The sequence below is a fragment of the Roseateles sp. GW821-FHT09G09 genome (assembly GCF_059415965.1).
This window is the reverse complement of the sequence record NZ_JBWKOG010000013.1, coordinates 74,070-100,040: the sequence shown is the minus strand read 5'-3', so window position 1 is coordinate 100,040 and position 25,971 is coordinate 74,070. Positions and strand designations below refer to the sequence as shown.

The window sequence follows — 25,971 nt, the reverse complement described above, 5'->3', positions numbered from 1 at the left end:
CGACTACAGCCGCTCGATGTCAGCGATGACCTTGGCGGACACCACCAGCACGCGCACCGGTCTGGCATAGCTCGGGCTGTTCGCGCGCAGCGTGGACAGCAGCGCGTGGGCGACGGCAGGGTCCGCTTCGCGCAGCATCAACAGCGTGGCCCGGCGCGGGCGGAACGCCTCGGCGGGACCCAACGGCCCCTCGCGCCACCAACCGCAATCCCAGGGATCTTGGGCCCGAGCGTCGCGCGCGGCCAAGGACTCGCGCCACAGGAGCTGCAGGCGCCACCCGAGGCCTCGCCAGCGGCCCAGCCGCGCCAACTCATGGCTGCCGTCCAGCTCGCGGGCGGCCCCATTCAGACCGGCGTGCGGCGCGATGCTGGCCACGCGCAACCGCTCGGTCATCCGCGGGAAGGCACCGCCCTCGCACCAAGCTCGAAGCACCGCCAGCAAGGCGGCATCGACCGCGATGGGCGCGTCGGACGCATCGGGCGCGCCGGCTGCGTCGGGCACGCCGGGAGGAGTCATCAGGGCGTCGTCGAAGCGACGGGGCGCTTGCATCAACGACCGTCCGACCGCCCTGCGTTGGCCGAGGCCGCGGTCGGGCTCGGCTGGGGAGACACGCCGATGGGGATGACGCGCACGCCGGAGGCGATGGCTCCGACGTCCGCCGGACGGGCCGCTTGCGGATGCTTCGCCGGCGAGCTCAGGCGGATGACGGAGAACATGTTGACCACGCCCTGGCGCGCTTCGGAGGCGAAGAACAGTCCGGCGATGGCGAGGGTGACGGCGGCGATTGCGGCGACGATCTTCACGGGAGAAATTTTCAGCATGGCCGCGGATCACCCACCGATGATGGTCTTGGCGTAGGTCTCGCGCTGGATCTCGACGACCTCGACCGACACCTGAACGTGGAGTTCCGGTGTGGCGGGGACGCAGGACGCGAGCGCCTTGAGCGCGATCGCGCCCATCTCGCGCCGCGTGTCGTCGCTGCGCCCCGTCAGCACGGAGAGCGTGCCGGCGACGAAGGCGCGGCCGCCTGCTTGCACGCCGACCAGGAATTCTTCCGCCTTGAACGCGCGGCTCTTGATGTCGATTTCATCGAAGTGGCCCGACTCGGCTAGCGCGGCGTTCACGGCGGAGAGACAGCGGCTCACGTCGAGCTCGGCGAGGTTGGCGCTGTGATGAAGGATGAAATGGGGCAAGACGGGTCTCCAGTTGCGCCAATGATAGGGGGCCGGCATCGACGTCCGCCTGGGCACCTCGCTTGCTCGCATGACAGACGCGTCTTCGCGCAAAGCTGAAAGGATCTCCATGAAGTTGGCCGCAGTCTCGATCCCCCTGCTGTCCGTCGTCCTGGCCGCCTGCGACGGCGCGGGCACCTCGACCACACCGGCAGCCCCGCCGCCCGCGTCGTCGACACAAGCGACGTCGACCGCCCCGGCGTCAACGACTGACCCCGGACAAGCCTGGCTCGGCCGCTGGAACGGGCCGGAAGGCACTTACCTGCAGCTGGACGCCACCGGCGGTGGCAGCTATGACGTCCGCATCAAGGACCTGGATGCCGAACGGACGTTCAAAGGGATCGGGCAGGACGGCGCCGTGCATTTCGAGCGGGACGGCAGGAAGGAATCGATCAAGGCCACGGACGGCGACGCCACAGGGATGAAGTGGCTCGCGGGCAAGACGAAGTGCCTGACGGTTCATCCGGGGGAAGGCTATTGCCGGGATTGAGACGGCAATCGTCTTCAGGTCTCACTCAGCGTTCTTCGCAAGTCGGGCGGCGAGCTTCATCAGCGTGGGCACGCGCTTGCGGCCGTGCATGGAACGCAGCCGCACCTTGGCTGCGCCGATGTCGATGCCGGCGCAGGTCACGAACAGCGGCGGGGTTTCCTCTTCCCGCATGACCTCGAATTGCGACGGCAGGCCCGGCAGGCCCTTCTTCGACACACCGACGACGGGGATGCCGCCGCCCAGCGCGTGATACAGGTGTTGGCCGAGGCCCGGCGTATCGTCGGCATCCAGGTGGACGAAGCCGTCGATCAGGATGAGCTCAGGCTCCAGCCTGTGCTCGCGCAGCAGCTGCATCACGCAGGGCAGTTCCCGCAGGTCGAGCTCGCCGCGCACGGCCTTCTCGACGTGGGCGATGCGCGAGACATAGGTCTTGGTCGCTTCCGAGGCGTCCCAGGCGTCGAACGCCACAGCGGCGGCAGTCGCCTCCGCGCCATCGAAGTGAATTGCGACGATGAGTTTCATGCGGGATTATGAGTCGCTCATTTCGGCTCGAGGAACACGTACGCCCGGTCGATGCAGTCATCGGAGCTGTTGGAGGGCTGCCTCGGCCGCGATCGATGCCGTTCCGATGGAGGCCAGGAGTTCCAACGCCGCATCGGGTTGTCGACAGACGTCAACGCTCCGTCTGGACGACATGGACGGTCAGACGGGCCCCCCCGAGCTCCATGCTCTTCGTCCAGACGTGCGTCACGCCGGAAACGGGTTCAAACGCCCCGTCATAGGCACGCTTCACCAGCTCTTTCCTCAAGGCGGGCGAAAGTGACCGCATGGCAGACGACGGGATGGATCCAGCCCACGTCATTGCGAAACCGGTGAAGTTGCTGTGGCTGCCCTGAGCCACGTGGGAGTCGTTCCGATAGCTGACGAGGTAGGTGTAAAGCGGCATGGCAATCTTCAGGTTGAGTCGCGAGCCATGACATGTCGGGCGTCATCGCCCCTTCTTCGAATCGCGCGATCTTAGAGGTGGCATCACTGATCGAAGCCATCGCGCATACTGGTGGCAATGAGCACCGCCCTCCAAGATCAAGCCCGCGCCTTCGCCGTTGCCGCGCACGGCGGACAGATGTACGGAGAGCACCCCTACGTGCACCACCTGGACGCGGTGGCCGCGATCGCCGGGCCTTTCGGCGAGGCCGCCGTCGTGGCCGCGTACCTGCACGACACCGTGGAAGACACGGCAGTGACCCTGACGGACGTGGCCGATCGATTCGGACCGCACATCGCGGCCTGCGTGGCGCTGCTCACCGACCAGCCCGGCGCCAACCGCAAGGAACGCAAGGCGGCGACCTATGCGAAGCTGGCCCAGGTCACCGGGCCTCTGGAACTCGCGTTGATCGTGAAGGCGGCCGATCGGCTGGCCAACGTCAGAGCCTCCGTGAAGGACGGCAACGCGCGCATGCTGGAGGTGTACCGCGGCGAGCATCCGACGTTCCGGCAGGCCGCCTATCGGCCGGGGCTCTGCGATCTGTTGTGGTCCGAACTGGACGCCCTGCTGACATCCGGCCATGACTTCGACAGGCTCGAGGAGACTCGACGGTGAAACTGCTGCTGCTCGGATCCTCGGGCCTGGTGGGAAGCCAAGCACTGCAGCTCGCTTTGGCCAGCGAGGCGATTTCCGAAGTGATCGCGCCGACTCGCAAGCCGTTGCCGCCGGCCGACAAGCTGGTGAATCCTGTCTGCCCGCGACTCGATGACTTCGTTCCGATGCTGGCGTCTTATGGGCCACAGGCGGTGATCTGCGCGCTTGGGACGACTCAGGCCAAGGCCGGATCGAAAGAGGCGTTCCGGCACGTCGATCACGAGCTCCCCGTCGCACTCGGGAAGGCGGCGCACGCCGCGGGCGCACAGACCTTCGCGATCGTGAGCGCCGTGGGCGCTTCCGCGGATTCCAGGTTCTTCTACACGCGGACCAAGGGCGAGATCGAACGCGACATCCAGGCCATCGGGTTCCGATCACTGACGATCTGCCGGCCCAGCCTGATCGGCGGCGAGCGAAATGAAACCAGGCGCGCCGAACATGCGGCGATGGCGCTGATCCGCGTCCTGACGCCGGTGCTGCCGAAGCGCTTCCGCATCAATCCCGCGAGCAGCATCGCGACGGCCTTGCTCAACGCCGTCACGCAGGCAAGGCCGGGGCTCCGTTGGATATCGTCGGACGAGATGAACTGATGGCCGTGTTGAATCAGTCAGACACCCTCTGACCTATTCGGCGGCTGACGAAGTCGCGCAGCGAAACTCGAACAATCAAATGCGGGCTCCGATTTCGCTCGCCAATGGATTTGCTTTCATCACCGCCAGAAGCCTTTTGGCTTCGGCAATCTCCGTTGAAGTCGCCACCTGAACAGCGCGAGCTTGAAGTGCAGCGGTGTCTACATCATTCCCTGCGATTTCCGCGTAGCGCCCCAAGACGACAAGCGCCATGACTGGATCCTTCTTTCCGAGCGTGCCGTCCAGATAATACCCAGCGGTTCGGGAAAATGCTTCCAGAATGCCATTTGAAACGAGCGAGAACAAATATCCTCTCGCCTTTCTCTCAACCGAGGCACGCTGCTCCACCGAAAGGCCCTCTCGCGCGGACAGCAGCGTCTCGGCTTGACCGCCGTAAAGCCACATCGCGTAAAGATCGCCGTGTCCCGCCGCCGCCTCAAGCCAATCAAATGATTCACGCCGCAGCAGACCCCAATCATCGATTGAGTAGGAGGGCAGAGTCTTCAATCCGCGCGCTCTATTGGCCACGGCCATGAACGCTGCGGCTGAGACTGCCAACCCGCCACTCCGAGCCCCGGCAATAAACCTTCCCAAATCGGAGAAAACTTCTGGCTGAAGTCTTTCCGAGGCGATTTTCTGTAACGAGAAATCACTTTCCTTCAATTGAATATCCGTGTCAATTGCAATGGAGAGCAATATACCCACACTCGACACACAATCTATTCGGGCCAGAACTTAGAAAATTAATGTTATCGACTGACAGTCAAAAGCCGGCGGAGCAACAAAAGATAATCAGTTGAGCGAACAAACTGGGCACTTCATCGGATTACCGCAAATAGGCGCCAACTCAATCAAGTCAGTTTCAACGACTTCGACGGGCACCGCCCGGACACTTGCGGCAACTCCGATCCATTGACCGCACGGCCATTCGTCATGTCCTCGCAAACCCGGTCGGGTTTGCGCGTAGGCCGCCTCTATGCTGCCGGCACTCTTCATCCCAGGGTGCCCCATGACGAACAAGATGCTCACGAAGCAGGCCTCGCCGACCACCGTCCTGACCGCTTTCTCCGTCACGCCCGCACGCGCGGGCGTGCTCGCTTTCGGACTCGCGTTGCAAGCCGCCGCATTCGCGGCTGACGCGCCTGTCTCAGCGCCCTCGCCCGCCGCTGCCGCGTCGGCCCCCGCCGCGAAGTGGAACGTCAACCAGCCCCCCGGCGACAAGAAGATCGCCACCATCGACGTGCGCACCGGCACCTGGATGTCGGTCGACGTCAGCCCCGACGGCAAGCAGATTGTCTTCGACCTGCTCGGCGACCTCTACGTGATGCCCGTCGGCGGCGGCGAAGCCAAGGCGCTGACGCATTCGATCGCCTGGGAGATGCAGCCGCGCTTCTCGCCCGACGGCAAACAGATCGCCTTCGTCTCCGACGCCGGCGGCGGGGACAACATCTGGGTCATGAACGCCGACGGCTCCAACGCCCGCGCGATCTCGACCGAAGACTTCCGCCTGCTCAACAACCCCGTCTGGCATCCGGGCGGCAAGTACATCGCCGCCCGCAAGCACTTCACCGGCACCCGCTCGCTGGGCAGCGGCGAGATCTGGCTCTATCACGTCGACGGCGGCAAGGGCCAGCAGCTCAACGAGAAGCCGAACTGGCAGAAAGACCTCGGCGAGCCCGCGCTCTCGCCCGACGGCAAGTTCCTTTACTACTCGCAGGACAGCACCCCGGGCCGCCAGTTCGAATACAACAAGGACAGCACCGGCGAGATCTTCCGCATCTACCGCCAGGACCTCACCGACGGCACCAGCGAAGCCTTCGTCACTGGCCCCGGCGGCGCGATCCGCCCGACGCCTTCCCCCGACGGCAAGTACCTGGCCTTCATCCGTCGCCTGCGCGACGCCACGGGCAGCCGCACCACGCTCTTCCTCAAGGACCTGAAGACCGGTCGCGAGTTCCCCGCCTGGACCGGCATGGAACGCGACCTGCAGGAGTCCTGGTCCGTGCACGGCGTGTACCCCGGCATCGCTTGGATGCCCGATTCCAAGCAGGTTGTCGCGTGGGCGCAAGGCAAGCTGTGGCGCATTGATCCATTCAAGTCCAGCGCCGCGGAGATCCCCTTCCATGTGAAGGACGAGCGCCAGATCACGCCCGCGCTGCGCTTCGCGCATGAGGTCGCGCCCGCCAGCTTCGACTCGAAGATGCTGCGCTGGGTCAAGGTGTCGCCGGACGGCAGGCGCGTGGTGTTCTCCTCCGCCGGCTACCTGTACACGAGCGAGCTGCGCGACGGCCAGCCGGTCGGCGAAGCCCGCCGCCTGACCTCGCAGACGGAACGCTTCGAGTACTTCCCGGCGTTCTCGCGCGACGGGAAGCAGATCGTCTACCTGAGCTGGTCCGACGCGGACCAGGGCCGCGTGCGCGTGCTCGATCTGGCCGGCGGTCGCGACACCGTCGTCACGCCGGAGCCGGGCAAGTACCTGTCGCCGGCGTTCTCGCCGGACGGCAGGACCATCGCGTACCAGAAGGCCAAGGGCGGTTTCCTGACCTCGCCCTGGAACAGCCTGGAGCCCGGCGTCTACGTCGCCGCCGCCGACGGCAAGGGCCAGCCGCGCCGCGTCACCAAGGACGGCGAGGCGCCACAGTTCGGCGCCGACAACGACACGCTCTACGTCACGCGCAAGCAGACGACCGGCGAGGTCGATTCGAATCACCAGCTCATCCGCCTGAACCTGGTCGAGCGCAGCGAGTTCGCCGTCGCCAAGAGCGAGTTCGCAACCCGCTTCACCGTGTCGCCGGACGGCCAGTGGCTCGGCTTCACCGAACGCTTCCACACCTACGTCACGCCACTCGCGCCGGCGGGCAAGCTGCAGACCGTCGGCCCGAAGGCCGAAGCCATGCCGGTGAAGAAGCTCGACGTCAACGCGGGCGATGACCTGCAATGGTCGGGCGACGGCAAGTCGCAGCCGTATGCGCTGCATTACGCGCTGGGCAACGAGCTATTCACCGTGCCGCTGGCGCAGGCGCTGCAGCCGGGCTTCAAGCCGGCGGAGCGCGGCGTGCCCATCAAGCTGACGCTGACCGCCGACAAGCCCAAGGGCCGCATCGCGATCGTCGGCGCGCGCATCGTCACGATGAGCGCGAGCAAGCCCGACGAAGTCATCGAGGACGGCGCGATCCTGGTCGACGGCGACCGCATCGCGGCGATCGGGCCGCGTGCGTCGGTGACGATCCCGGCGGGCACGGAGACGATCCAGGCGGCCGGCAAGACGGTGATCCCGGGCCTGATCGACGCCCACTGGCACGGCACGATGGCCGAGAGCGAGATCGTCCCGCAGCAGAGCTGGATCAACTACGCGTCGCTGGCCTTCGGCCTGACGACGCTGCACGACCCGTCCAACCGCACCAGCGACATCTACACGCAGTCGGAGATGCAGCGCACGGGGCGCGTGGTCGGGCCGCGGATCTTCTCGACCGGCACGGTGCTGTACGGCGCGAAGGCCGATTTCTCCGCGGTCATCAACAGCCTCGACGACGCGCAGACGCATCTGAAGCGGCTGAAGTCGGCGGGCGCGATCAGCGTGAAGAGCTACAACCAGCCGCGGCGCGACCAGCGCCAGCAGGTGCTCGAAGCGGCGCGCGAGACCGGCATGATGGTCGTGCCGGAAGGCGGCTCGCTGTTCCAGCTCAACATGTCGATGGTGGTCGACGGTCACACCGGCGTGGAGCACGCACTGCCCGTGGCCAAGGTCTACGACGACGTGAAGCAGCTGTGGCCGCAGACGCAGGTCGGCTACACGCCGACGCTGAACGTCGCCTACGGCGGGCTGGACGGCGAGCACTACTGGTACGCGCGCACGGACGTGTGGCGCCATCCGATCCTCAGCAAGTTCGTGCCCAAGGCCGTGCTGGAGCCGCGCAGCGTGCGCCGAGAGACGGCGCCGGAAGAAGACTTCAACGTCATCCAGGTCGCCAGGACCGCGACCGAGCTGCAGCGCGCGGGCGTGCCGGTGAACATCGGCGCGCACGGCCAGCGTGAGGGCCTGGGCGCGCATTGGGAGCTGTGGATGATGGGCCTGGGCGGCATGACCTCGCTGGAGGCCATCCGCACCGCGACGCTCAACCCGGCGCGCTACCTCGGCCTGGACAAGGACATCGGCTCACTGGAACCGGGCAAGCTCGCGGACCTGGTGATCGTCGACGGCGACGTGCTGAAAGACATCCGCCAGAGCGACCGCATCAGCCAGGTCATGCAAGGCGGCCGCGTCTTCGCCATCCCGTCGATGAACGAGGTGTGGCCGGCGAAGAAAGCGCGCAAGCCGTTCTTCTTCGACGGCGCCAATGCCAGCGCGCCGGTGGATGCGGCAGCGGCGGGCGTTGAAGAAGGACACGGGCACGGGGACTGACCCCGTTCACGTCGGTCGGCCAAGCGCGGGCTCTCCACGGGGCATGGGGCCTCCCTCCGGGAACCCCAAGCCCCATTCCGGCCCCACACTCACTCGCTGACTCCGGACTGCGATTGACCCCTCAGACCGCACAGGTCGGGTGATGGACTGAGCGGCGAGCGGTTGGGGGGTGTGGGGTCAGGCCTTGCCGGTCGATCCGAATCCGCCCTCTCCGCGCGAGGACGCATCGAAGTCATCGACGACGCGGAAGGTCGGCTGCACCACGGGCACGATCACCATCTGCGCGATGCGTTCCATCGGCTGGATCGTGAACACGTCCTTGCCACGGTTCCACACGCTGACCATCAACTGGCCCTGGTAGTCCGAGTCGATCAGGCCGACCAGGTTGCCCAGCACCACGCCGTGCTTGTGGCCCAGGCCCGAGCGCGGCAGGATCATCGCGGCCAGGCCCGCGTCGCCGATGTGGATCGCCAGGCCCGTGGGCACCAGCACGGTGTCGCCGGGCGCCAGCGTGATCGCCGCGTCCAGGCAGGCGCGCAGGTCCAGGCCGGCGCTGCCGGTCGTCGCGTAAGCGGGAAGATGCTCGGCCATGCGGCGGTCAAGCACCTTCAGATCGATGGTGGTCATGGAGTCAGTCGAAAAGGAAATCGAGGCGTTTGAAGCAGGAAGACCGACGGTCGTCCCCGGCTCAGGCGCCGTAGGTGGTGAGCCGCTGCGCGATCTCGCGCACCAGCTCGCGGGCCAGCGTCAGCTTGTCGGCGCGCGAGAGCTCGCGTTCGCCGCGGGCGTCGACCAAGGTCAGCGCGTTGTCTTCCTGACCGAAGGCCGCCGGGCCGATGTTGGCCACGATCAGCGGCACGTTCTTGCGCTGGCGCTTCTCGCGCGCATGCTTGATCAGGTCCTGGCTCTCCGCCGCGAAGCCCACGCACAGCGGCGGATGCGGCAGCGCGGCGACCGTCGCCAGGATGTCGGGGTTTTCCGCCAGATCCAGCGTGGGCGCGACCGCCTCGCCGGCCTTGGCGTTCTTCTTGATCTTGTGTTCGGCCGTCTGCGCAGGCCGCCAATCCGCCACCGCCGCCGTCGCGACGAACACCTGGTGCGTCGCCGCGCGCGGCAGCACGGCGTCCAGCATCTCGCGGGCGCTCTGCACGTCGATGCGGGTCACGCCGAGCGGCGTCGGCAGATGGACCGGGCCTGCGACCAGCGTCACCTCGGCGCCGGCCTCCGCCGCCGCGCGGGCGACGGCGAATCCCATCTTGCCGCTCGAGCGGTTGGTGATGCCGCGCACCGGATCGATGGCCTCGTAGGTCGGCCCGGCCGTGATCAGCAGCTTGCGACCGGCCAGCACCTTGGGCTGGAAGTGCGAGACCACGTGCTCCAGCAGTTGCATTGGCTCCAGCATGCGGCCGTCGCCGACCTCGCCGCAGGCCTGCTCGCCGGAACCGACGCCCAGCACCTGCGCGCCGTCCGCCCGCACCTGCGCCAGGTTGCGTTGCGTGGCCGGATGCGCCCACATCTCGCGGTTCATCGCCGGGGCCAGCAGCAGCGCGCACTCGTGCGCCCGACGGGCCAGCGCGGTCAGCGACAGCAGGTCGTCCGCGCGGCCTTGCGCCAGCTTGGCGATGAAGTCCGCGCTGGCGGGCGCGATCACCATGACGTCGGCCTCGCGCGTCAGGTTGATGTGCGCCATGTTGTTGTCGGGGCGCGCATCCCACTGGCTGGTGAAGACCGGACGGTTGGACAGCGCCTGCATGGTCACCGGCGTGATGAAGGACTCGGCGGCCTCCGTCATGATGACCTGCACCGTGGCGCCGGCCTTCACGAACAGCCGCGTCAGCTCGGCGATCTTGTAGCAGGCGATGCCGCCGGACAGGCCCAGGAGGATGTGCCGGCCGGCAAGGGAGTTGGATTCGGACATGGGGAAGAACTCTACCAGCGCGACCCTTTTGGCGTGCCCTGAATGCCCTTGCAGGTCCCCCGCGCCTGACCTTCGTCACGCGGGAGTGCCCGCGCCGTCGGCGGTTCGGCCGCAGGCGTCGCGCCGGGTCAGGCCTTGCGTTTGAAGACCAGGTCCCAGACCCCGTGGCCCAGCTTCAGGCCGCGGTGCTCGAACTTGGTGAGCGGCCGGTAGTCCGGCTTGTCGGCGTAGCCGTCCGCGCGCGTGGACGTGTTCTCCAGGTCCGGATCGGCGGCCAGTACTTCCAGCATCTGCTGGGCATAGGGTTCCCAGTCGGTGGCCAGGTGCAGATAGCCGCCCGGCGCCAGGTGTTGCACCAGCTTGGCCACGAACGGCGGCTGCACCAGCCGGCGCTTGTTGTGGCGCTTCTTGTGCCAGGGATCCGGGAAGTAGATGTGCACGCCGGCCAGCGAGCCCTTGGGGATCATGCTGTCCAGCACTTCGACGGCGTCGTGCTGGAGGATGCGGATGTTGGGGATGTCCTGCTCGCCGATCAGCTTGAGCAGCGCGCCGACGCCGGGTTCGTGGACCTCGCAGCCGATGAAGTCGACGCCGGGCAGGGTCTGGGCGATCTGGGCGGTCGGCCCCCCCATGCCGAAGCCGATCTCGAAGACGACGGGCGCCTGGCGCCCGAAGGTCGCTTCGTAGTCCATCGCCTCGGGCTTGAACGGCAGCACGAATTTCGGGCCGAGTTCTGCGAGGGCCTTGATCTGTCCGGTGCCCATGCGTCCTGCGCGAACGACGAAGCTGCGGATACGGGCTTTCGGATGGTTGACGCCTTCGCCCGCTGGCGATTCGCTCGCGTCGTCGCTGTCGATGGAATCGTCGTTGGGGTCGATGGAATCGATGGAATCGGACATGTCGTGGACCAGGGATCGAGGCCCGGAATTCTACCGACCCCCAAGGCCCGATCTCCTCGCTCGTGCGGTCGGAGGGACCCGGTGCCGGCCGAGCGATTTGCGGAACATGTGCAGCGTATGAGGGCGGCCGGCACCGGGTCCCGCAGACCTGCTCGGTCTCAGCCGAGTTCCGCCATGACGAGCGGCGTTGCCGCCCAGGAGGGCGCATCGCCGATGGTGACCGCGGCAAGCACCTGCGCGATGGCGCGGTCGGCCGAAGCTTCATCGGCGGCGTGCACGAAGGCGATCGGATCACCCGCTTCGACGACGTCGCCGAGTTGCGAGAACCGGTCCAGCCCGACGCGCATGTCGAGCGCATCGCCGGGCAGGCGGCGGCCGCCGCCGAGCTCGACGATGACGAGCCCGAGGTCGCGCGTGTTCATGCCGACGATGCGCCCCGCGCGCGGCGCCGGGATCGGACGGACGACCGGGGCTGCCGCGAGATGGGCCTCCGGCTTCTCGAGCAGATCCGCCGGCCCGCCGAGCGCCGCGACCATTTTCGCGAAGCGTTCCGCCGCCGCGCCGCTGTCCAGCGCCGCCTGCAGCTTCACGCGCGCGGACGCCGTGTCGGGCGCGAGTCCGCCCAGCACCAGCATCTCGGCGCACAGCGCCAGCGTGAGCTCATGCGTGCGGGCCTCGCGCGGCCGGCGTCCGGTCAGATAGTCGATGGCGCCGCGCACTTCCAGCGCATTGCCGACTTCCTGCCCCAGCACCTGGTTCATGTCGGTGATCAAGGCCCGCGTGCGCAGGCCCGCGCCGCCGGCCACGTCGACGATGCTCTGCGCCAGCTCGCGTCCGAATGCCGGCGTCGCCGCGAACGCCCCGTTGCCGCACTTGATGTCCATCGCCAGGCCTTGCAACCCGGCCGCGAGCTTCTTGGAGAGGATGCTCGCGGTGATCAGCGGCACGCTCTCGACGGTGGCGGTGATGTCGCGCACCGCGTAGAAGCGCTTGTCCGCAGGCGCCAGATCGCTGGTCTGGCCGATGATGGCGCAACCCAGCGTCCGCACGATGCGGTCGAAGTCGGCCGGCGCCGGCGTCGTCGTGTAGCCGGGGATGGCCTCGAGCTTGTCGACGGTCCCGCCGGTGTGCCCGAGCCCGCGTCCCGCGATCATCGGCACGTAGCCGCCGCAGGCCGCCACCATCGGCGCGATCATCAGGCTCAGCTTGTCGCCGACGCCGCCGCTCGAATGCTTGTCCAGCACCGGCCCCGGCATGTCCGGCCAGCTCAGCACGCGGCCGCTGGTCATCATCGCGCGCGTCAGCGCGACGGCCTCGTCGCGCCCCATGCCCCGCAGGAACACCGCCATCCCGAGCGCCGCCACTTGGCCCTCGCTCCAGCTGCCGTCCACCAGTCCGCGCACGAAGTGCTGGATCTGGGTGGCGTCCAAGGCGCGCCCCTCGCGCTTGGTCCGAATGATTTCCTGCGCCAGCATGATCGCCGCGTCCCTTCGATGTGTTGTCGTTGTTCTTTTCAACACGCGGCGTCGAACGCCGCGTCGTTCAATACGCAGCGCTGACGGTCGCGCTGTCCTGTCCGGCCAGCACCGCCTCGATGTCACTCAGCAGCCCGCTCGCGCCGAAGCGCAGGCGTTGCGGCGTCAGCGCCGCGGCGCCGAGCGCGTCGGTCGCGAGCTGCAGATAAACGCGCGCATCGACCACCGAACGGATTCCCCCCGAGGCCTTGAAGCCCGCGTTGCCCAGACCGCTGCCGGCGATCTCGCGCAGCATCGTCGCGGCCGCTTCGGGCGTCGCCGACACCTTGCTCTTGCCGGTGCTTGTCTTGACGAAATCCGCCCCCGCCATCAGCGCCTGGCGCGTGGCCTCGGCGATGCGCGCGGTGGAGCCGAGCTCGCCCGACTCGATGATGACTTTCAAGGTCAGCGGCCGCGTCGCATGCCGGACTTCGGACAGGAATTCACCGACCTCGGTCGACTGCCCCGCCATCAGCGCGCGGTACGGCAGCACGACGTCCACTTCCTGCGCGCCGGCCTGCGCGATCGCGGCGATCTCCGCCAGCACGCGCGGCAGATCCAGGCTGCCGTCGGGGAAGTTGGCGACCGCGGCGACGCGGATGTCCCTGGGCAGCGCGGCGCGCGCCTGCGCGACGAACTTCGGCCACACGCACACGGCAGCCACGTGGCCACGCGCCGGCGCACCGATCGCACGTTGGCACAAGGCCTCGATGTCGACGGCGGTGTCGCCGTCGTTCAGGCTCGTCAGGTCCAGGCATTGCAGCGCCAGGCGCGCCGCTTGTTCGAGACTCATCTCCGACTTCATCGACTACTCCCTACTGCTCCACCCCGAAGGTCGCGCACGACCGCAGTGCCCCGTTCCGATCGGGGCCATCGGGACGCGGGACGTCCCGATCTTCGCTCTCCGGCCTCAGGCCTTCAGCGATTCCAGCGTCGCCAGCGAGGCCAAGTACTGGCCCAGGTAGGCGGCCGCGCGATCGCCCGAGACCTTGGCCTGCTGCAGCGTCAGCGCGTGCGTCAGGGCTTCGTCCGACATGCCCGCGGCCATGTTCGTGATCAGCGCCAGGCCGGCGACTCGCAGGCCCGCGTGACGTGCCAGGATGGTCTCCGGCACGGTGCTCATGCCGACCGCGTCGGCGCCCCAGGCGGCGAACATGCGGATCTCGGCCGGCGTCTCGAAGTGCGGACCGACGGCCCACACGTACACGCCCTCGGTCAACACCATGTTGTGCTCGCGGGCGACCTTGAAGCCCTGCTGGCGCAGCTCGGCGTCGTAGGCCACGCTCATGTCGCAGAAGCGGTCGCTGCCCGGCAGGCCCGTCAGCGGCGAACGCTGCGGCGCGTTGATGTGGTCCGAGATCAGCATCAGGCTGCCCGGCGGCTGGTGAGAGCGCAGGCTGCCCGACGCATTCGTCAGCACCAGCACCTTCACGCCCCAGGCCTTCAGGCTGCGGATCGCGCCGGCCATGCCGGTGCAGTCGCCGCTCTCGTAGGTGTGGGCGCGGCCGCGCAGCATCGCCACGCGTTGCTGGCCGACACGGCCCACGGCGATCTCGGCCACGTGGCCCTCGACCTTCGGTTGCGGGAAGGCGGGCAGCTGCGCGTACGGCAGGTGCTGCACGTCCTGCAGCTGGTCGACGGCGCCGGACCAGCCCGAGCCCAGCACGACGGCGACTTCAGGACCTTGCTCGCCGAAGGTCGACTTCAGCGTGGCGATGCTGGCGGTGATGGCGGCGTCGAGCTCGGCGCCTTGCAGAGGAAGGGACATGTTCGTTCTCCTGTCGCGGCCGCTCAGGACCGCGTCGATGTCGATGTGATGTCGACGGTTAGGGTTTCAGGTGATCCGGACCGAAGCTGGCGGGCAGCAGCTGCTCCAGGGTCCAGTGCGCGCGCACGCCGGTGGCGTCGCCCGCGATCACGATGAGTTCTTCGGGCCGCGCGAATTCGCGCAGCTTCTGGCGGCAGCCGCCGCAGGGGGTGATGATTTCCGAGCCCGCGCCGGTGACCATCACCGCGCGCGCCACGCGCCCGCCGCCCATGATCATGTGGCCGAGCGCGTTGGTCTCCGCGCACCAGCCTTGCGGGTAGGCGGCGTTCTCGATGTTGCAGCCGGCGTGGATGCGGCCGTGCTCGTCCAGCACCGCGGCGCCGACGAAGTACTTCGAATACGGCGCGTGCGAATGCTGGCGGGCGTCGAGCGCGGCCTTCAGCAGGCGCTCGATGACGTCCGCGGGCAGCGGGATCGCCGCGATCAGGTCCTGGGACGTTGCCATGATCAACGCTCCTTCACGTAGGGCTTGCTGAGCGCCTTGGGCGCGATCGCCTGGCCGATGAAGCCGGCCAGCAGCACCACCGTCAGGATGTAGGGCAGCGCCTGGATGAGCTGCACCGGCACCTCGCCGATGCCCGGCAGCGACACGCCCTGCAGGCGGATCGCGACGGCGTCCAGGAAACCGAACAGCAGGCAGGCGCACAGCGTCGGCACCGGCTTCCACTTGCCGAAGATCATCGCGGCCAGCGCGATGTAGCCGCGGCCCGCGGTCATGTTGGGGGAGAAGGAGGCGTTCTGCGCCAGCGTCAGGTAGGCGCCGCCCAGGCCGCACAGGATGCCGTTGAGCGCCAGCGCGGTGTAGCGCAGCCGCGGCACGGACACGCCGGCGGCGTCGACCATCGCCGGGTTCTCGCCGACCGCGCGCAGGCGCAGTCCGGGGCGCGTGCGCTCCAGGAAGAACCACACGACGATCACCAGCACGAAGGCCAGGTAGACCAGCGCGTTGTGGCTCAGCAGGCCGTGGCCGATGACGGAGGCGACCCAGCTGCCGGGCGTGGGCTCGGCCCACTGCGGCAGCAGGCCGGTGATGCGCTGCCCGGCGCCGATCGGCGGCGTCTGGCCGCCCTGCGCGAACCAGGCGATGCCCAGCACCACCGTCAGGCCGGCGGCCACCATGTTCAGCGCGACGCCGGAGACGACCTGGTCGCCGCGGTGCGTCACCGTCGCGAAGCCGTGGATCATCGACATCGCGATGGCCACGCCGATCGCGGCCAGCAGGCCCAGCGTCGTCGAGTGCGACACGCTGGCCACCGCCGCCGCCGCGAACGCGGCGGACAGCATCTTGCCTTCCAGGCCGATGTCGACGACGCCGGAGCGCTCCGACAGCAGGCCGGCGAGCGCGGCGAACAGCAGCGGCGTGGTGACGCGCAGCGTCGACGCCAGCACGGAGCCGATCAGGACCTCATCCATGGGACTTCCCCTGCGCCGCGCGCTGCTTGCGTGCGAACGCGCCGTAGAGCTTCGCGAACATCGGCGCGCTCACCATCGCCATCGCGCCGGCGAACAGCACGATCAGGCCCTGCACCGTCACCACCATCTCGCGGCTGAAGCCGGGGACCTCGAACGAGACCTCGACGCCGCCCTGGTACAGCGTGCCGAACAGCAGCGAGGCCAGCACGATGCCGACCGGGTGGTTGCGCCCCATCAGCGCCACCGCGATGCCGGTGAAGCCGGCGCCGGCGACGAAGTCCAGCGTCAGCTTGCCCTGCACGCCGGCGATCTCGTTGACGCCGACCAGCCCGGCCAGCGCGCCCGACAGGCCCATCGCGGCCAGCACCTGCCAGCGCGGCTTGATGCCGGCGTAGTGGGCGGCGCTCGGGTTGGCGCCGACTGCGCGCAGTACGTAGCCGGCGCGGCTCTTCCACAGGAACCACCAGACGAAGACGCAGGCCGCGACGGCCAGCAGGATCGACAGGTTCAGCGGCGAGGACGGCCACTCGATGCCGAGCCTGGCCAGCAGCTCATGGACCGCCGGGATGCGCGCCGAATCGGCGAAGGCATCGCTCTCGACCGACATCGAGCCGTTCGGGCGCAGCCAGTTCACGAGCAGGTAGCCGTTGAGGCCGGCCGCGAGGAAGTTGAACATGATGGTCGTGATGACCACGTGGCTGCCGCGCCAGGCCTGCAGGTAGCCGGGCACCGCCGCCCACACCATGCCGAACAGCGCGGCCGCGACGATCGCCAGCGGGATCATGACGAAGCCCGGCAGCTTGGGCGCGAGCCACAGCGACAGCAGCGCCACGCCGATGCCGCCCAGCGTCGCCTGCCCTTCCCCGCCGATGTTGAACAGGCCGCCGTGGAAGGCGACCGCCACCGCCAGGCCGGTGAAGATGAAGGTGGTCGTGTAGTACAGCGTGTAGCCGAGGCCGCGCGCGCTGCCGAGGGCGCCTTCCAGCAGCACCGTCAACGCCTGCATCGGGCTCGCGCCGATCAGCAGCACCACGCCGCCGGCCACCGCCAGCGCGATCAGCAGGTTCCACAGCGGCAGGAGGACCAGGTCCATCCAGCGCGGCATCTGCAAGGCTTGGCTGCTCATGGGGCCACGGCCGCGTCAGCGGCCTTCTCGTGAGTGGGGGACGCGGACATCAGCAGTCCCAGGTTCTTCTCGGAGCACTCGTCGATCGCGAGCTCCCCGGTGATGCGGCCGCCGTTCATGACGATGACGCGATCGGCCAGCGCCAGGATCTCGTCGAGCTCGCTGGACACGACCAGGATCGCGCAGCCCGCGTCGCGCAGGCGGCGCAGCTGGTTGTGGATGAACTCGATCGCGCCGATGTCGACGCCGCGCGTCGGCTGGCCGACCAGCAGCACCGCCGGGCTCTGGCCGATCTCGCGCGCCAGGATCAGCTTCTGCTGGTTGCCGCCGGAGAACTTCGACGAGCCCAGTTCCGCGTTGCGCGGACGGACGTCGAAGCGTTCCATCATCTCCGCGGTCTGCGCGCGCAGGTGGCGCTGGTTCATGCCCAGGCCCATCGGGCCGGCGCGGTAGGCGTCCTGCTCGTGATAGCCGAGCGCGGCCGTCTCCCACGCGGGGAAGTCCAGCACCATGCCCAGCGCATGGCGGTCCTCCGGCACGTGCGCGAGCTTGAGCTCCCGCGCCGTGCGCGGATCCATCCACGCCGCAGGGCGGAAATCGCGGCCCGCGAGGTGCAACGTGCCGGCATCCGGCGCGCGCATGCCCGCCAGGACTTCCAGCAGTTCGCTCTGGCCGTTGCCGGACACGCCGGCCACGCCGACGATCTCGCCCGGACGCAGGACCAGCGTCGCGTTGCTCAGCAGGTGCACGCCGGAGCCGCTGTCGCCGGCGACCGTCAGGCCGTCGGCCTTCAGCACCGGAGCGTCGGACGACGACTTCGCGGCGGCGTCGTCCCGGCCCAGGTTGACCTTGCGGCCAACCATGCTCTCGGCCAGGTCCTCGGGACTGGTCTCGCCGATCGCACAGGTCTTGATCACGGCGCCCGCGCGCATCACGGTCACGGCGTCGCACAGCGCCATCACCTCGCGCAGCTTGTGCGTGATCAGCAGAATGGTGGTGCCGCGCTCGCGCAGGCGGCGCAGCACCTCGAACAGCTGGTCGGTCTCCTGCGGCGTCAGCACCGCGGTCGGCTCGTCCAGGATCAGGATCTTCGCGCCGCGGTACAGCGCCTTCAGGATCTCCAGCCGCTGCATCTCGCCGACCGGCAGGTCGGCGACGGTGGCGTCCAGGCGCACCGTCAGGCCGGTGTCGCGCATCAGCGCTTCCAGCTCCTGGCGCACCTGGCGCTTCGCGCGCGCGAGGAAGAACGCCGGCTCCGCGCCCAGCATCACGTTGTCCAGCGCGGACAGGGTGTCCACCAGCATGAAGTGCTGATGCACCATGCCGATGCCCAGCGCGATGGCCTGCTGCGAGTTGGCGATGGTCACGCGCTGGCCGTCGACCTCGATGTGGCCCTCGTCGGCGTGGTAGTAGCCGTAGAGGATCGCCATCAGCGTGCTCTTGCCGGCGCCGTTCTCGCCGACCAGGCCGTGCACCGTGCCGCGCTCGACGGCCAGGCTCACCGCCCGGTTGGCCTGCACCGCGCCGAAGCGCTTGGAGATCTCGCACAGACGGACCGCGGGCGCGGCGGCGCCGCGTGGGGACTGTGTCATGTCAGGAACGCTCGCTCGCGAGGGGTCAGTTCTTGCAGGCGTTGTCCGCCATGTAGTCCGCGACCTTGATCTTGCCGGCGATGATGTCGGCCTTGTACGCGTCCAGCTTGGTCTTGATCGCGGGCGCGATCAGCTTGGCGTTGTTCGCGTCGACGGCGTACTCGACGCCGCCTTCCTTCAGGCCCAGCACGCTGATGCCGGGCTTCCATTCCTTGAGCACGTTGTAGACGGCCACGTCCACGCGCTTGACCATGGAGCTCAGCATGGTGCCGGGCTGCAGGTGGTTCTGGTTGCTGTCGACGCCGATGGCCAGCTTGCCGGCGTCCTTGGCCGCCTGGTAGACGCCGACGCCGGTGCCGCCGGCCGCGGCGAAGACCACGTCCACGCCCTTGGCGAACTGGGCCTTGGCCAGTTCGCCGCCGCGGGTCGGGTCGTTCCAGGCCGAGGCGGTCGTGCCGGTCATGTTCTTGAAGACCTCGGCCTTCGGATTGGCCGCCTTGGCGCCCTGCTCATAGCCGCATTCGAACTTGCGGATCAGCGGGATGTCCATGCCGCCCACGAAGCCGACCTTGCCGGTCTTGCTGGTCAGCGCGGCCAGCGCGCCGACGAGGAAGCTGCCTTCCTGCTCCTTGAACAGCACCGACTGAACATTGGGCTGGTTGACCTTCTCGTCGATGATGACGAACTTGGTCTTGGGGAAGTCCTTGGCGACCTGGTTCAGCGCCGAGGCCTGGGCGAAACCCACCGAGATGATGGGGCTGGCGCCGCGCTCGGCCATGCGGCGGATCGCCTGCACGCGCTGGGTCTCGTTGCTGATCTCGAACTCGAGGTACTTGCCGCCCGTGTCCTTCTTCCACTGCTCGACGCCGCGGTACGCGGCCTCGTTGAAGGACTTGTCGAACTTGCCGCCCATGTCGAAGATCACCGCCGGGGTGGTCTGCGCGGCCGCCGCGCCGCTCGCCACGGCCAACGACAGGCCGGCGGCGATCGAGAAGACGGTCTGGCTGAACGACAGCGTGGGCGACAGGGAGAACTTCATCATTTGCGGTCTCGATGCAAAGGGTGGGGAGCAGCCGAGCATTCTAAGAAGGCGCGAGTGTAAGCCACGTCAAGGTAAACGCTAAACGTTTGCGGGGGCGGCGGACAAGAACAGAACGCCGTGCCTTTCACCAGTCGAGACAGTCGGCAAGGAGGTGATCCCCACGGCCCGGCGAGGCGGATCGCGGTCATGGCGGGAGAAGCGGCGGGGATCTTCAATTCAGGGCGGCGACGCACGCCGCGTTCCCCCTGGAAGGACTCCCCTTGCTGATTCATCCCCCCCGCTCACGCCGCCGCGCGTGCCTGATCGCCGCGCTGGCCACGCTGGCCACGCTGTCCGCATTACCGTCCAGCGCCGTCGACCACCCGCAGGTCCCGGAGGCTACCCTGTGCGCCGGCGAACCCATGCCCGTGCTCGACACGCCGCACACGCTCCGCTGCGCCCTCGACTTCGGCATCGTCGGCGTCGGCAGCGATGTCACTCAACCACTGTCGGACGCGCTGAAAACGCTCCAGCGCGAGAAGGCACGTCTATTCCTGCCCGCCGGGGCGTATGGCATCAGGGTCAAACTGGACCTGCCGGCCGGCACCGGTCTGATCGGCAGCACGGTCGGCAAGACTCGGCTGATCAACCACAGCGACCCGTGGCTCCTCAGCGCCAATACCAGCACCCTCGGTCTCGGCGGGGATCCAAGATCCGCGGACGACACCCTCGTCCAGAGCCTGCATCTCGAGAACGTCCGGATGCTGGTCTCTCCAGGGGGAGACGTCACCATCCGACGCAACGTCCTGCGAGGCCTCAGCAGCGGGCTGCAACAACTGGTGCTCCACGGCGGCGGCCATCGCGTCATTGAGGAGAATGTCTTCTGGCGCGAATCCTCCACGACAGGCGGCGTCGGCATCGACGTGTTCACCCCGCCTGGCATGGCGTCTCACGGCGGGACGACGATCCGGAACAACCTGATCGGCGCGGTCGACCTCGACAAGCTCAAAGCCGGGCAAGCCGAAGTCGCCACGCAACTCGCGAGGAACGCGATGGACGGACAGGCGCCGGAGAGCCTGGGCCACTACACGACGGCCATCCGGTTGTTCGGGTCGGGCAACACGCACATCGAAGGCAATGTCATTGCGTCCCGCGCGCAGTTCCGGATTCCCCAGCAGCCCCGGCCCCGCTTCTACCCGCTCGCCGTTTTCGCGGCGGCGGACCACCTGACATTGATCGGGAACACCTTCCGCGGCGGCCCGCACAGGGTAGTCGCACTGGCATCCATGTCCGACGTCGATGTCCGGCAGAACATTTTTTTCAACGCAAAGCTGCGTATCGATGCGGTCAATGGACTTCCGACAAAAAGGACGGTCGTTCAGGACAACTGGTTCAGGGGCAAGGGCGTGACAGTGAAGATCGCGGTCAACGGCTCCGGGGAGGACCACACCTCGCCGGACGACCTGTCGATCATCGGCAACGTCGTGACCGCCGTCAGCAGATCCGGCGCCCCGCCGACGTGCGGCTATCGACTGCGGCCGCCGCGGGCCGGCACCAGGAACTTCGCGGTCGAACCCGGACGAGGCCTGAGCTTCGCGACCGCCCCCGTGGTGGGAGAGCCTGCTCCCGCCTGCGTGCGCTGAAGCCTGTTGGCACGGGCGGATTGCCCTCCGCCCTCGGGTTCACCGAACCATCAGCTCGGTTCTGCAGAGGAAGTTGAGAATCACTATCATTTAGAATCTTTCGCTTCGCAAGCCTGCAGGCTCCTCCCGAGATGTCCACGACATGAGCGCCGTCCTCCAAGTTCCCACCCTCGCGCAGGCCGTCATCGGTCAGGCGCATCGCGTCAAGGCGCTGCAGGCACCGGCGCATGCGCCGGAATGGAAACAGATGCTGGAGGAACTGGGCTTCGTTGCCGGCGAGCACGTCGCCGTGCTGGCCCGTGCCATGCCCGGCGCCGATCCGCTGGTGGTGCGCATCGGCCAGTCGACCTTCGCGCTGCGCCGCGCCGAGGCGGCCTGCGTGGAGCTCGAAGGCGCCGCGCCCGGCGGCCTGACGGCCTCGGCTGAAGCAGGCTCGGGTCCGGCGGGAGCCGCCCATGCGTGAGTCCGTCGTCCACATCCATCCGGCCGGGCCGCTGCTCGCGCTGGTGGGCAATCCCAACTGCGGCAAGACGGCCCTGTTCAACCGCCTGACCGGCAGCCGCCAGAAGGTCGCCAACTACGCCGGCGTGACCGTCGAGCGCAAAGAAGGCCGCCTCAAGACCGCCGCCGGCAAGCTGCTGCGCGTGCTGGACCTGCCGGGCACCTATTCGCTGTATCCGCGCTCGCCGGACGAGCGCGTCACCGTCGACGTGCTGGCCGGCCGCGCGCAGGGCGAGAAGCGCCCCGACCTGATCGTCTGCGTGCTGGACGCGACCAACCTGCGCCGCAACCTGCGCCTGTTCCTGTCGGTGCAGCGCCAGGGCCTGCCCTGCGTGGTCGCGCTGAACATGGCCGACCTGGCGCAACGCCGCGGCATCCACATCGACACGCAGAAGCTCAGCACGCTGCTGGGCGTGCCGGTGATCCGCACCGTGGCCACCGACGGCGAAGGCATCGACGACCTGCGCGCGGTGCTGGACGAGCCTGAGCGCTGGCGCACTGAGTCCGTCACCGCGGAAGGCGAGGACACCGCGCGCATCAACCAGATCCTGAAGGCGCTGGGCCTCGACACGCTGCAGGGCGAGCTGCCCAGCGACAAGGTCGACCGCTTCGTGCTGCACCCTGTGCTGGGACCGATCCTGCTGGCGGTGCTGCTGTTCTTCCTGTTCCAGGCGGTGTTCGCCTGGGCCGAGGCGCCGATGGGCTGGATCGAGGCCGGCACCGCGTGGCTGGGCGAGCAGGCCGGCGCGCTGCTGCCCGAGGGCCATCTGCGCAGCTTGGTCGTGGACGGCCTGATCGCGGGCGTCGGCGGCGTGCTGGTGTTCCTGCCGCAGATCCTGATCCTGTTCTTCTTCATCCTGCTGCTGGAGGAGTCCGGCTACCTGCCGCGCGCGGCCTTCCTGCTGGACCGGCTGATGGGCTCGGTGGGCCTGTCGGGCCGCAGCTTCATCCCGCTGCTGTCGAGCTTCGCCTGCGCGATCCCGGGGATCATGGCGACGCGCTCGATCGCGAGCCCGCGCGACCGGCTGGTGACCATCCTGATCGCGCCGCTGATGACCTGCTCGGCGCGGCTGCCGGTGTACGCGCTGCTGATCGGCGCCTTCATCCCGCAGCGCGAGCTGTGGGGCGGCATCGAGCTGCAGGGCCTGGTGCTGTTCGTCCTCTACTTCGCCGGCATCATCGCGGCGATGGCGGTGGCCTGGGTGCTGAAGCGCTTCACGAACGCGGGCCGCCAGGTGCGCCCGCTGATGATGGAGCTGCCCAGCTACCACTGGCCGCATGCGCGCAACGTGGCGATCGGCCTGCTGCAGCGCGCGGAGATCTTCATCAAGCGCGTGGGCGGCATCATCCTGGCGCTGACGCTGCTGCTGTGGGTGCTGTCGACCTTCCCCGGCGCGCCCGAAGGCGCGACCGGCCCGGCGATCGAGTACAGCTTCGCCGGCTACCTGGGCCGCGGCCTGGCGACGATCTTCGAGCCGATCGGCTTCAACTGGCAGATCAGCCTGGCGCTGGTGCCGGGCATGGCCGCCCGCGAGATCGCGGTCAGCGCGCTGGGCACGGTGTACTCGCTGTCGGCCACCGGCGACGAGGCCGCGCAGGCGCTGACGCCGCTGATCGCCTCGACCTGGGGCCTGCCGACGGCGTTCTCGCTGCTCGCGTGGTTCGTGTTCGCGCCGCAGTGCCTGTCGACGATCGCGGCGGTCAAGCGCGAGACCGGCGGCTACAAGATCCCGGCCATCATGCTGACCTACCTGTTCGTGCTCGCCTACGCCGCGTCGTGGGTGACCTTCCACGTGAGCCGCTGGCTGCTGACCTGATGTCGAGATGAGCTCTGACCGAGGTCGACCCGCGCCGGAAACGGCATCGACACACCAGGGCGCCGATCGCATCGATCGGCGCCCTTTGCTTTTGGCAGGCTGTCCGGGCGGGTCGCGCGAAGCTATGCTCGCGCCCCATGATGAATCGCCCCACCCGTCACACCCTTTCCGCGCTGGCCGTGGCCGCGCTGACCAGCCTCGGTGCGCTGTCCGCCGGCACCGTCCTCGCCGCCGACGCACCGAAGCCGACGCGCGGCGTCATCAAGCTCGCGCCGGACCAGACCCTGGACGCCGACACGCGTTTCCAGCGCCTGGCCAACGACTACATCGAGGCGCTCTGGCGCCTGGACCCGGACGCCGCCATCGGCGCCGGCCGATATGAATACGCCGCCGAGCTGCCCGCGCCGGACCGCGCGATGCGCGCCCGCTCGCTGAGCTTCGCGACCGACTGGCTCAAGCGCTTCGAGGCCGTCGATGCGAAGACGCTGAGCGCGGCCGCTCGCACCGACCTCGGCCAACTGCTCAACAAGCTGCGCAGCGACCGCTTCCAGCTGACCGAGCTGCGCGAGTACGAGTGGAACCCGTCCTTCCTCAACATCGCCGGCCCGATCGACTACATCCTCGCCACGGACTACGCGCCGTTGCCGGTGCGGCTGAAGACGATCTCGGCGCGCCTGGCGCAGGTGCCGGCCTACTACCGCGCCGGCGCCGCATTGCTGAAGCAGCCGACGCTGGAACACACGCAACTGGCGATCGACCAGGCGCCGGGCGTGCTGAGCGTGCTGGACGAAGTGGCCAAGGCCGCGCAGGGCGCTGACGCCGCGTCGCTGACCGACGCCGAGCGCAAGCAGCTCGCCGACCGCATCGCCGCGGCGAAGACCGCGGTCGAGGGCTACCGCACGCAGCTCACGCAGCTGCTGGCCGACGGCAAGGCCAGCGGCAAGGCGCGCAGCTTCCGCCTGGGCCAGGCGCTGTACGAGCAGAAGTTCGGCTACGACATCCAGTCGGTGCATTCGGCCGAGCAGATGTACCAGCGCGCGTTGAAGGCGCGCGAGGCGCTGCTGACGCAGATGGCGCAGATCTCCGACCAGCTGTGGACGCCAACCATGGGCGACGCGCCCAAGCCGGAGGACCGTTTCGCCCGCATCGGCGCGGTCATCGGCAAGCTGAGCGAGCAGCACGTCAAGCGCGAGGACTTCGTCAAGGAGATCCGCGCGCAGATCCCGCAGCTGGAGCGCTGGATCACCGAGCACGACCTGCTGACGCAGGACGCGAGCAAGCCGCTGATCGTGCGCGAGACGCCGGTCTACCAACGCGGCGTGGCCGGCGCCGGCATCGAGGCACCCGGTCCCTACCGGCCGCAGGACCGGACCTACTACAACGTCACGCCGCTGGACGACCTGACCACGGAGCAGGCGGAAAGCTCGCTGCGCGAGTACAACCGCTGGATCCTGCAGATCCTCAACATCCACGAGGCGGTGCCGGGGCATTACACGCAGCTGGTGCACGCGAACAAGTCGCCGTCGCTGGTGAAGACGCTGTTCGGCAACGGCGCGATGGTCGAGGGCTGGGCGGTCTACGGCGAGCGGATGATGCTGGAGTCGGGCTACGGCGGGAACGCGCCGGAGATGTGGCTGATGTGGGGCAAGTGGAACCTGCGCAGCGTCACCAACACCATCCTGGACTACAACGTGCACGTGCTGGGCATGACCGAGGCGCAGGCGCTGGACCTGCTGCAGCGCCAGGCCTTCCAGACCGAGCGCGAGGCGCGCGAGAAGTGGCGTCGGGTGCAGCTGACCTCGGTGCAGCTGACGAGCTACTTCAGCGGCTACAGCGACATCATGGAGCTGCGCGAGCAGAGGAAGCAGGCGCTGGGCAAGGACTTCCAGCTGAAGGCCTTCCACGAGCAGTTCCTGAGCTACGGGAACGCGCCGGTGTCGGTGATCGCGGACCTGATGTCGCAGCCGGTGGCGAAGGCGGCGCAATGAGCGACGGCACCGACAGTGGCGGCGGCACCGGAGGTTGCGGTGAAGAAGTCCGGGTCCTTGAGTCTCGCGTCACGGAGCTCGAGATCAAGGCCAGCTTCGCCGAGGATCTCGTCGACCACCTGAACGCGCAGGTCGCGAAGCAGCAGGAGCAGATCGACGCGTTGGTGCGCGAGGTCATGCAGTTGCGCCGGCAGGTGCCCGAAGGGCGCGGCGATGGCTCCGGCGGGCTGCGGGACGAGTTGCCGCCGCATTACTGAGCGAGGCCGCTGGCCCTCACCCCGGCCCTCTCCCGCAAGCGGGAGAGGGAGAAAGAGGCGCC

General features: G+C 68.3%; 26 protein-coding genes. 9 read left to right on the top strand and 17 right to left on the bottom strand.

Annotation, left to right across the window (positions count from 1 at the left end; translation table 11 throughout):
- Positions 1 to 3: 3 nt before the first annotated feature.
- The 3 genes from AC07O8_RS26035 to AC07O8_RS26025 are packed head-to-tail and all read right to left on the bottom strand — an operon-like array spanning position 4 to position 1,193.
- Positions 4 to 549 carry a hypothetical protein gene (locus AC07O8_RS26035; RefSeq protein WP_495050828.1) on the bottom strand — a complete coding sequence of 182 codons (546 nt, stop codon included), beginning with the start codon at positions 547 to 549 and terminating at the stop codon, positions 4 to 6.
- On the bottom strand, positions 549 to 821 hold the full coding sequence (locus tag AC07O8_RS26030; RefSeq protein WP_495050827.1) for a hypothetical protein: 273 nt from the start codon (positions 819 to 821) through the stop codon (positions 549 to 551). The genes AC07O8_RS26035 and AC07O8_RS26030 overlap by 1 nt, the downstream gene beginning before the upstream one ends.
- 9 nt (positions 822 to 830) lie before the next feature.
- Positions 831 to 1,193, bottom strand: coding sequence for a 5-carboxymethyl-2-hydroxymuconate Delta-isomerase (locus tag AC07O8_RS26025; RefSeq protein WP_495050826.1), 363 nt, complete (start codon positions 1,191 to 1,193; stop codon positions 831 to 833).
- A gap of 109 nt (positions 1,194 to 1,302) precedes the next feature.
- On the opposite strand from AC07O8_RS26025, the gene AC07O8_RS26020 reads away from it, so the two are divergent.
- Positions 1,303 to 1,722 carry a hypothetical protein gene (locus AC07O8_RS26020; protein WP_495050825.1) on the top strand — a complete coding sequence of 140 codons (420 nt, stop codon included), beginning with the start codon at positions 1,303 to 1,305 and terminating at the stop codon, positions 1,720 to 1,722.
- A gap of 21 nt (positions 1,723 to 1,743) precedes the next feature.
- Here AC07O8_RS26020 and AC07O8_RS26015 read toward each other — a convergent pair whose 3' ends face one another.
- Positions 1,744 to 2,244, bottom strand: a complete 501-nt coding sequence (locus AC07O8_RS26015) for an endonuclease V (protein WP_495050824.1) — start codon at positions 2,242 to 2,244, stop codon at positions 1,744 to 1,746.
- 151 nt (positions 2,245 to 2,395) lie between these two features.
- Positions 2,396 to 2,668 (bottom strand): hypothetical protein, encoded by a 273-nt coding sequence (locus tag AC07O8_RS26010; protein ID WP_495050823.1) that lies wholly within the window; start codon positions 2,666 to 2,668, stop codon positions 2,396 to 2,398.
- Positions 2,669 to 2,785: 117 nt separating this feature from the next.
- Here AC07O8_RS26010 and AC07O8_RS26005 point away from each other — a divergent pair, with 117 nt between their 5' ends.
- A complete protein-coding gene (locus tag AC07O8_RS26005) occupies positions 2,786 to 3,322 on the top strand; it encodes an HD domain-containing protein (protein ID WP_495050822.1) in 537 nt (178 codons plus the stop codon).
- Entirely contained in the window at positions 3,319 to 3,951 is a 633-nt protein-coding gene (locus tag AC07O8_RS26000) for an NAD-dependent epimerase/dehydratase family protein (protein WP_495050821.1), read from the top strand. Before AC07O8_RS26005 ends, AC07O8_RS26000 begins: the two co-directional genes overlap by 4 nt.
- A gap of 75 nt (positions 3,952 to 4,026) precedes the next feature.
- On the opposite strand, the gene AC07O8_RS25995 is transcribed toward AC07O8_RS26000, so the two are convergent.
- Positions 4,027 to 4,695, bottom strand: a complete 669-nt coding sequence (locus AC07O8_RS25995; protein WP_495050820.1) for a hypothetical protein — start codon at positions 4,693 to 4,695, stop codon at positions 4,027 to 4,029.
- 304 nt (positions 4,696 to 4,999) lie between these two features.
- On the opposite strand from AC07O8_RS25995, the gene AC07O8_RS25990 reads away from it, so the two are divergent.
- Positions 5,000 to 8,392, top strand: coding sequence for an amidohydrolase family protein (locus tag AC07O8_RS25990; RefSeq protein WP_495050819.1), 3,393 nt, complete (start codon positions 5,000 to 5,002; stop codon positions 8,390 to 8,392).
- 177 nt (positions 8,393 to 8,569) lie between these two features.
- Here the strand turns inward: AC07O8_RS25990 and dut are convergent, their stop codons facing one another.
- The 11 genes from dut to AC07O8_RS25935 form a co-directional block, all read right to left on the bottom strand.
- Positions 8,570 to 9,019 carry a dUTP diphosphatase gene (gene dut, locus AC07O8_RS25985; RefSeq protein WP_495050818.1) on the bottom strand — a complete coding sequence of 150 codons (450 nt, stop codon included), beginning with the start codon at positions 9,017 to 9,019 and terminating at the stop codon, positions 8,570 to 8,572.
- Between the two features lie 61 nt (positions 9,020 to 9,080).
- Entirely contained in the window at positions 9,081 to 10,310 is a 1,230-nt protein-coding gene (coaBC, locus tag AC07O8_RS25980; RefSeq protein WP_495050817.1) for a bifunctional phosphopantothenoylcysteine decarboxylase/phosphopantothenate--cysteine ligase CoaBC, read from the bottom strand.
- A gap of 128 nt (positions 10,311 to 10,438) precedes the next feature.
- On the bottom strand, positions 10,439 to 11,221 hold the full coding sequence (gene trmB, locus AC07O8_RS25975; protein WP_495050843.1) for a tRNA (guanosine(46)-N7)-methyltransferase TrmB: 783 nt from the start codon (positions 11,219 to 11,221) through the stop codon (positions 10,439 to 10,441).
- 146 nt (positions 11,222 to 11,367) lie between these two features.
- Positions 11,368 to 12,687 carry a thymidine phosphorylase gene (gene deoA / locus AC07O8_RS25970; protein ID WP_495050842.1) on the bottom strand — a complete coding sequence of 440 codons (1,320 nt, stop codon included), beginning with the start codon at positions 12,685 to 12,687 and terminating at the stop codon, positions 11,368 to 11,370.
- Between the two features lie 64 nt (positions 12,688 to 12,751).
- Complete coding sequence (gene deoC, locus AC07O8_RS25965) at positions 12,752 to 13,516, bottom strand: deoxyribose-phosphate aldolase (RefSeq protein WP_495050816.1); 765 nt, start codon at positions 13,514 to 13,516, stop codon at positions 12,752 to 12,754.
- Between the two features lie 117 nt (positions 13,517 to 13,633).
- On the bottom strand, positions 13,634 to 14,491 hold the full coding sequence (locus AC07O8_RS25960) for a purine-nucleoside phosphorylase (RefSeq protein WP_495050815.1): 858 nt from the start codon (positions 14,489 to 14,491) through the stop codon (positions 13,634 to 13,636).
- Positions 14,492 to 14,549: 58 nt separating this feature from the next.
- A complete protein-coding gene (locus AC07O8_RS25955; RefSeq protein ID WP_495050814.1) occupies positions 14,550 to 14,996 on the bottom strand; it encodes a cytidine deaminase in 447 nt (148 codons plus the stop codon).
- Positions 14,997 to 14,998: 2 nt separating this feature from the next.
- A complete protein-coding gene (locus AC07O8_RS25950; RefSeq protein WP_495050813.1) occupies positions 14,999 to 15,964 on the bottom strand; it encodes an ABC transporter permease in 966 nt (321 codons plus the stop codon).
- Positions 15,957 to 17,090 carry an ABC transporter permease gene (locus AC07O8_RS25945; RefSeq protein WP_495050812.1) on the bottom strand — a complete coding sequence of 378 codons (1,134 nt, stop codon included), beginning with the start codon at positions 17,088 to 17,090 and terminating at the stop codon, positions 15,957 to 15,959. The genes AC07O8_RS25950 and AC07O8_RS25945 overlap by 8 nt, the downstream gene beginning before the upstream one ends.
- Positions 17,087 to 18,682, bottom strand: a complete 1,596-nt coding sequence (locus AC07O8_RS25940; protein WP_495050811.1) for an ABC transporter ATP-binding protein — start codon at positions 18,680 to 18,682, stop codon at positions 17,087 to 17,089. Before AC07O8_RS25940 ends, AC07O8_RS25945 begins: the two co-directional genes overlap by 4 nt.
- A gap of 25 nt (positions 18,683 to 18,707) precedes the next feature.
- Positions 18,708 to 19,724 carry a BMP family lipoprotein gene (locus tag AC07O8_RS25935; RefSeq protein ID WP_495050810.1) on the bottom strand — a complete coding sequence of 339 codons (1,017 nt, stop codon included), beginning with the start codon at positions 19,722 to 19,724 and terminating at the stop codon, positions 18,708 to 18,710.
- A gap of 260 nt (positions 19,725 to 19,984) precedes the next feature.
- Here AC07O8_RS25935 and AC07O8_RS25930 point away from each other — a divergent pair, with 260 nt between their 5' ends.
- The 5 genes from AC07O8_RS25930 to AC07O8_RS25910 all read left to right on the top strand — a co-directional run bounded on the left by AC07O8_RS25930 (position 19,985) and on the right by AC07O8_RS25910 (position 25,909).
- Positions 19,985 to 21,346: a hypothetical protein gene (locus AC07O8_RS25930; protein ID WP_495050809.1), complete on the top strand. Its 1,362-nt coding sequence runs from the start codon at positions 19,985 to 19,987 to the stop codon at positions 21,344 to 21,346.
- A gap of 142 nt (positions 21,347 to 21,488) precedes the next feature.
- The gene (locus tag AC07O8_RS25925; RefSeq protein WP_495050808.1) at positions 21,489 to 21,809 is read left to right on the top strand and encodes a FeoA family protein; all 321 of its coding nucleotides are present in this window, start codon (positions 21,489 to 21,491) and stop codon (positions 21,807 to 21,809) included.
- Positions 21,802 to 23,664, top strand: coding sequence for a ferrous iron transporter B (feoB, locus tag AC07O8_RS25920; protein WP_495050807.1), 1,863 nt, complete (start codon positions 21,802 to 21,804; stop codon positions 23,662 to 23,664). Before AC07O8_RS25925 ends, feoB begins: the two co-directional genes overlap by 8 nt.
- A gap of 137 nt (positions 23,665 to 23,801) precedes the next feature.
- Positions 23,802 to 25,652, top strand: coding sequence for a DUF885 domain-containing protein (locus AC07O8_RS25915; protein WP_495050806.1), 1,851 nt, complete (start codon positions 23,802 to 23,804; stop codon positions 25,650 to 25,652).
- Positions 25,649 to 25,909 (top strand): SlyX family protein, encoded by a 261-nt coding sequence (locus AC07O8_RS25910; RefSeq protein WP_495050805.1) that lies wholly within the window; start codon positions 25,649 to 25,651, stop codon positions 25,907 to 25,909. The genes AC07O8_RS25915 and AC07O8_RS25910 overlap by 4 nt, the downstream gene beginning before the upstream one ends.
- Positions 25,910 to 25,971: the final 62 nt, after the last annotated feature.

What these genes read in the sequence shown, in the direction of transcription:
- AC07O8_RS25945 (WP_495050812.1), bottom strand. Translation starts at nt 17,090, where the DNA reads ATGAGCAGCCAAGCCTTGCAGATGCCGCGCTGGATGGACCTGGTCCTC.
- AC07O8_RS25910 (WP_495050805.1), top strand. Translation starts at nt 25,649, where the DNA reads ATGAGCGACGGCACCGACAGTGGCGGCGGCACCGGAGGTTGCGGTGAA.
- AC07O8_RS26010 (WP_495050823.1), bottom strand. Translation starts at nt 2,668, where the DNA reads ATGCCGCTTTACACCTACCTCGTCAGCTATCGGAACGACTCCCACGTG.
- AC07O8_RS25950 (WP_495050813.1), bottom strand. Translation starts at nt 15,964, where the DNA reads ATGGATGAGGTCCTGATCGGCTCCGTGCTGGCGTCGACGCTGCGCGTC.
- AC07O8_RS26005 (WP_495050822.1), top strand. Translation starts at nt 2,786, where the DNA reads ATGAGCACCGCCCTCCAAGATCAAGCCCGCGCCTTCGCCGTTGCCGCG.
- AC07O8_RS26035 (WP_495050828.1), bottom strand. Translation starts at nt 549, where the DNA reads ATGCAAGCGCCCCGTCGCTTCGACGACGCCCTGATGACTCCTCCCGGC.
- AC07O8_RS25915 (WP_495050806.1), top strand. Translation starts at nt 23,802, where the DNA reads ATGATGAATCGCCCCACCCGTCACACCCTTTCCGCGCTGGCCGTGGCC.
- AC07O8_RS25960 (WP_495050815.1), bottom strand. Translation starts at nt 14,491, where the DNA reads ATGTCCCTTCCTCTGCAAGGCGCCGAGCTCGACGCCGCCATCACCGCC.
- AC07O8_RS25935 (WP_495050810.1), bottom strand. Translation starts at nt 19,724, where the DNA reads ATGATGAAGTTCTCCCTGTCGCCCACGCTGTCGTTCAGCCAGACCGTC.
- AC07O8_RS25990 (WP_495050819.1), top strand. Translation starts at nt 5,000, where the DNA reads ATGACGAACAAGATGCTCACGAAGCAGGCCTCGCCGACCACCGTCCTG.
- coaBC (WP_495050817.1), bottom strand. Translation starts at nt 10,310, where the DNA reads ATGTCCGAATCCAACTCCCTTGCCGGCCGGCACATCCTCCTGGGCCTG.
- AC07O8_RS26030 (WP_495050827.1), bottom strand. Translation starts at nt 821, where the DNA reads ATGCTGAAAATTTCTCCCGTGAAGATCGTCGCCGCAATCGCCGCCGTC.
- dut (WP_495050818.1), bottom strand. Translation starts at nt 9,019, where the DNA reads ATGACCACCATCGATCTGAAGGTGCTTGACCGCCGCATGGCCGAGCAT.
- deoC (WP_495050816.1), bottom strand. Translation starts at nt 13,516, where the DNA reads ATGAGTCTCGAACAAGCGGCGCGCCTGGCGCTGCAATGCCTGGACCTG.
- AC07O8_RS26020 (WP_495050825.1), top strand. Translation starts at nt 1,303, where the DNA reads ATGAAGTTGGCCGCAGTCTCGATCCCCCTGCTGTCCGTCGTCCTGGCC.
- AC07O8_RS25955 (WP_495050814.1), bottom strand. Translation starts at nt 14,996, where the DNA reads ATGGCAACGTCCCAGGACCTGATCGCGGCGATCCCGCTGCCCGCGGAC.
- AC07O8_RS25925 (WP_495050808.1), top strand. Translation starts at nt 21,489, where the DNA reads ATGAGCGCCGTCCTCCAAGTTCCCACCCTCGCGCAGGCCGTCATCGGT.
- feoB (WP_495050807.1), top strand. Translation starts at nt 21,802, where the DNA reads ATGCGTGAGTCCGTCGTCCACATCCATCCGGCCGGGCCGCTGCTCGCG.
- AC07O8_RS26015 (WP_495050824.1), bottom strand. Translation starts at nt 2,244, where the DNA reads ATGAAACTCATCGTCGCAATTCACTTCGATGGCGCGGAGGCGACTGCC.
- AC07O8_RS25940 (WP_495050811.1), bottom strand. Translation starts at nt 18,682, where the DNA reads ATGACACAGTCCCCACGCGGCGCCGCCGCGCCCGCGGTCCGTCTGTGC.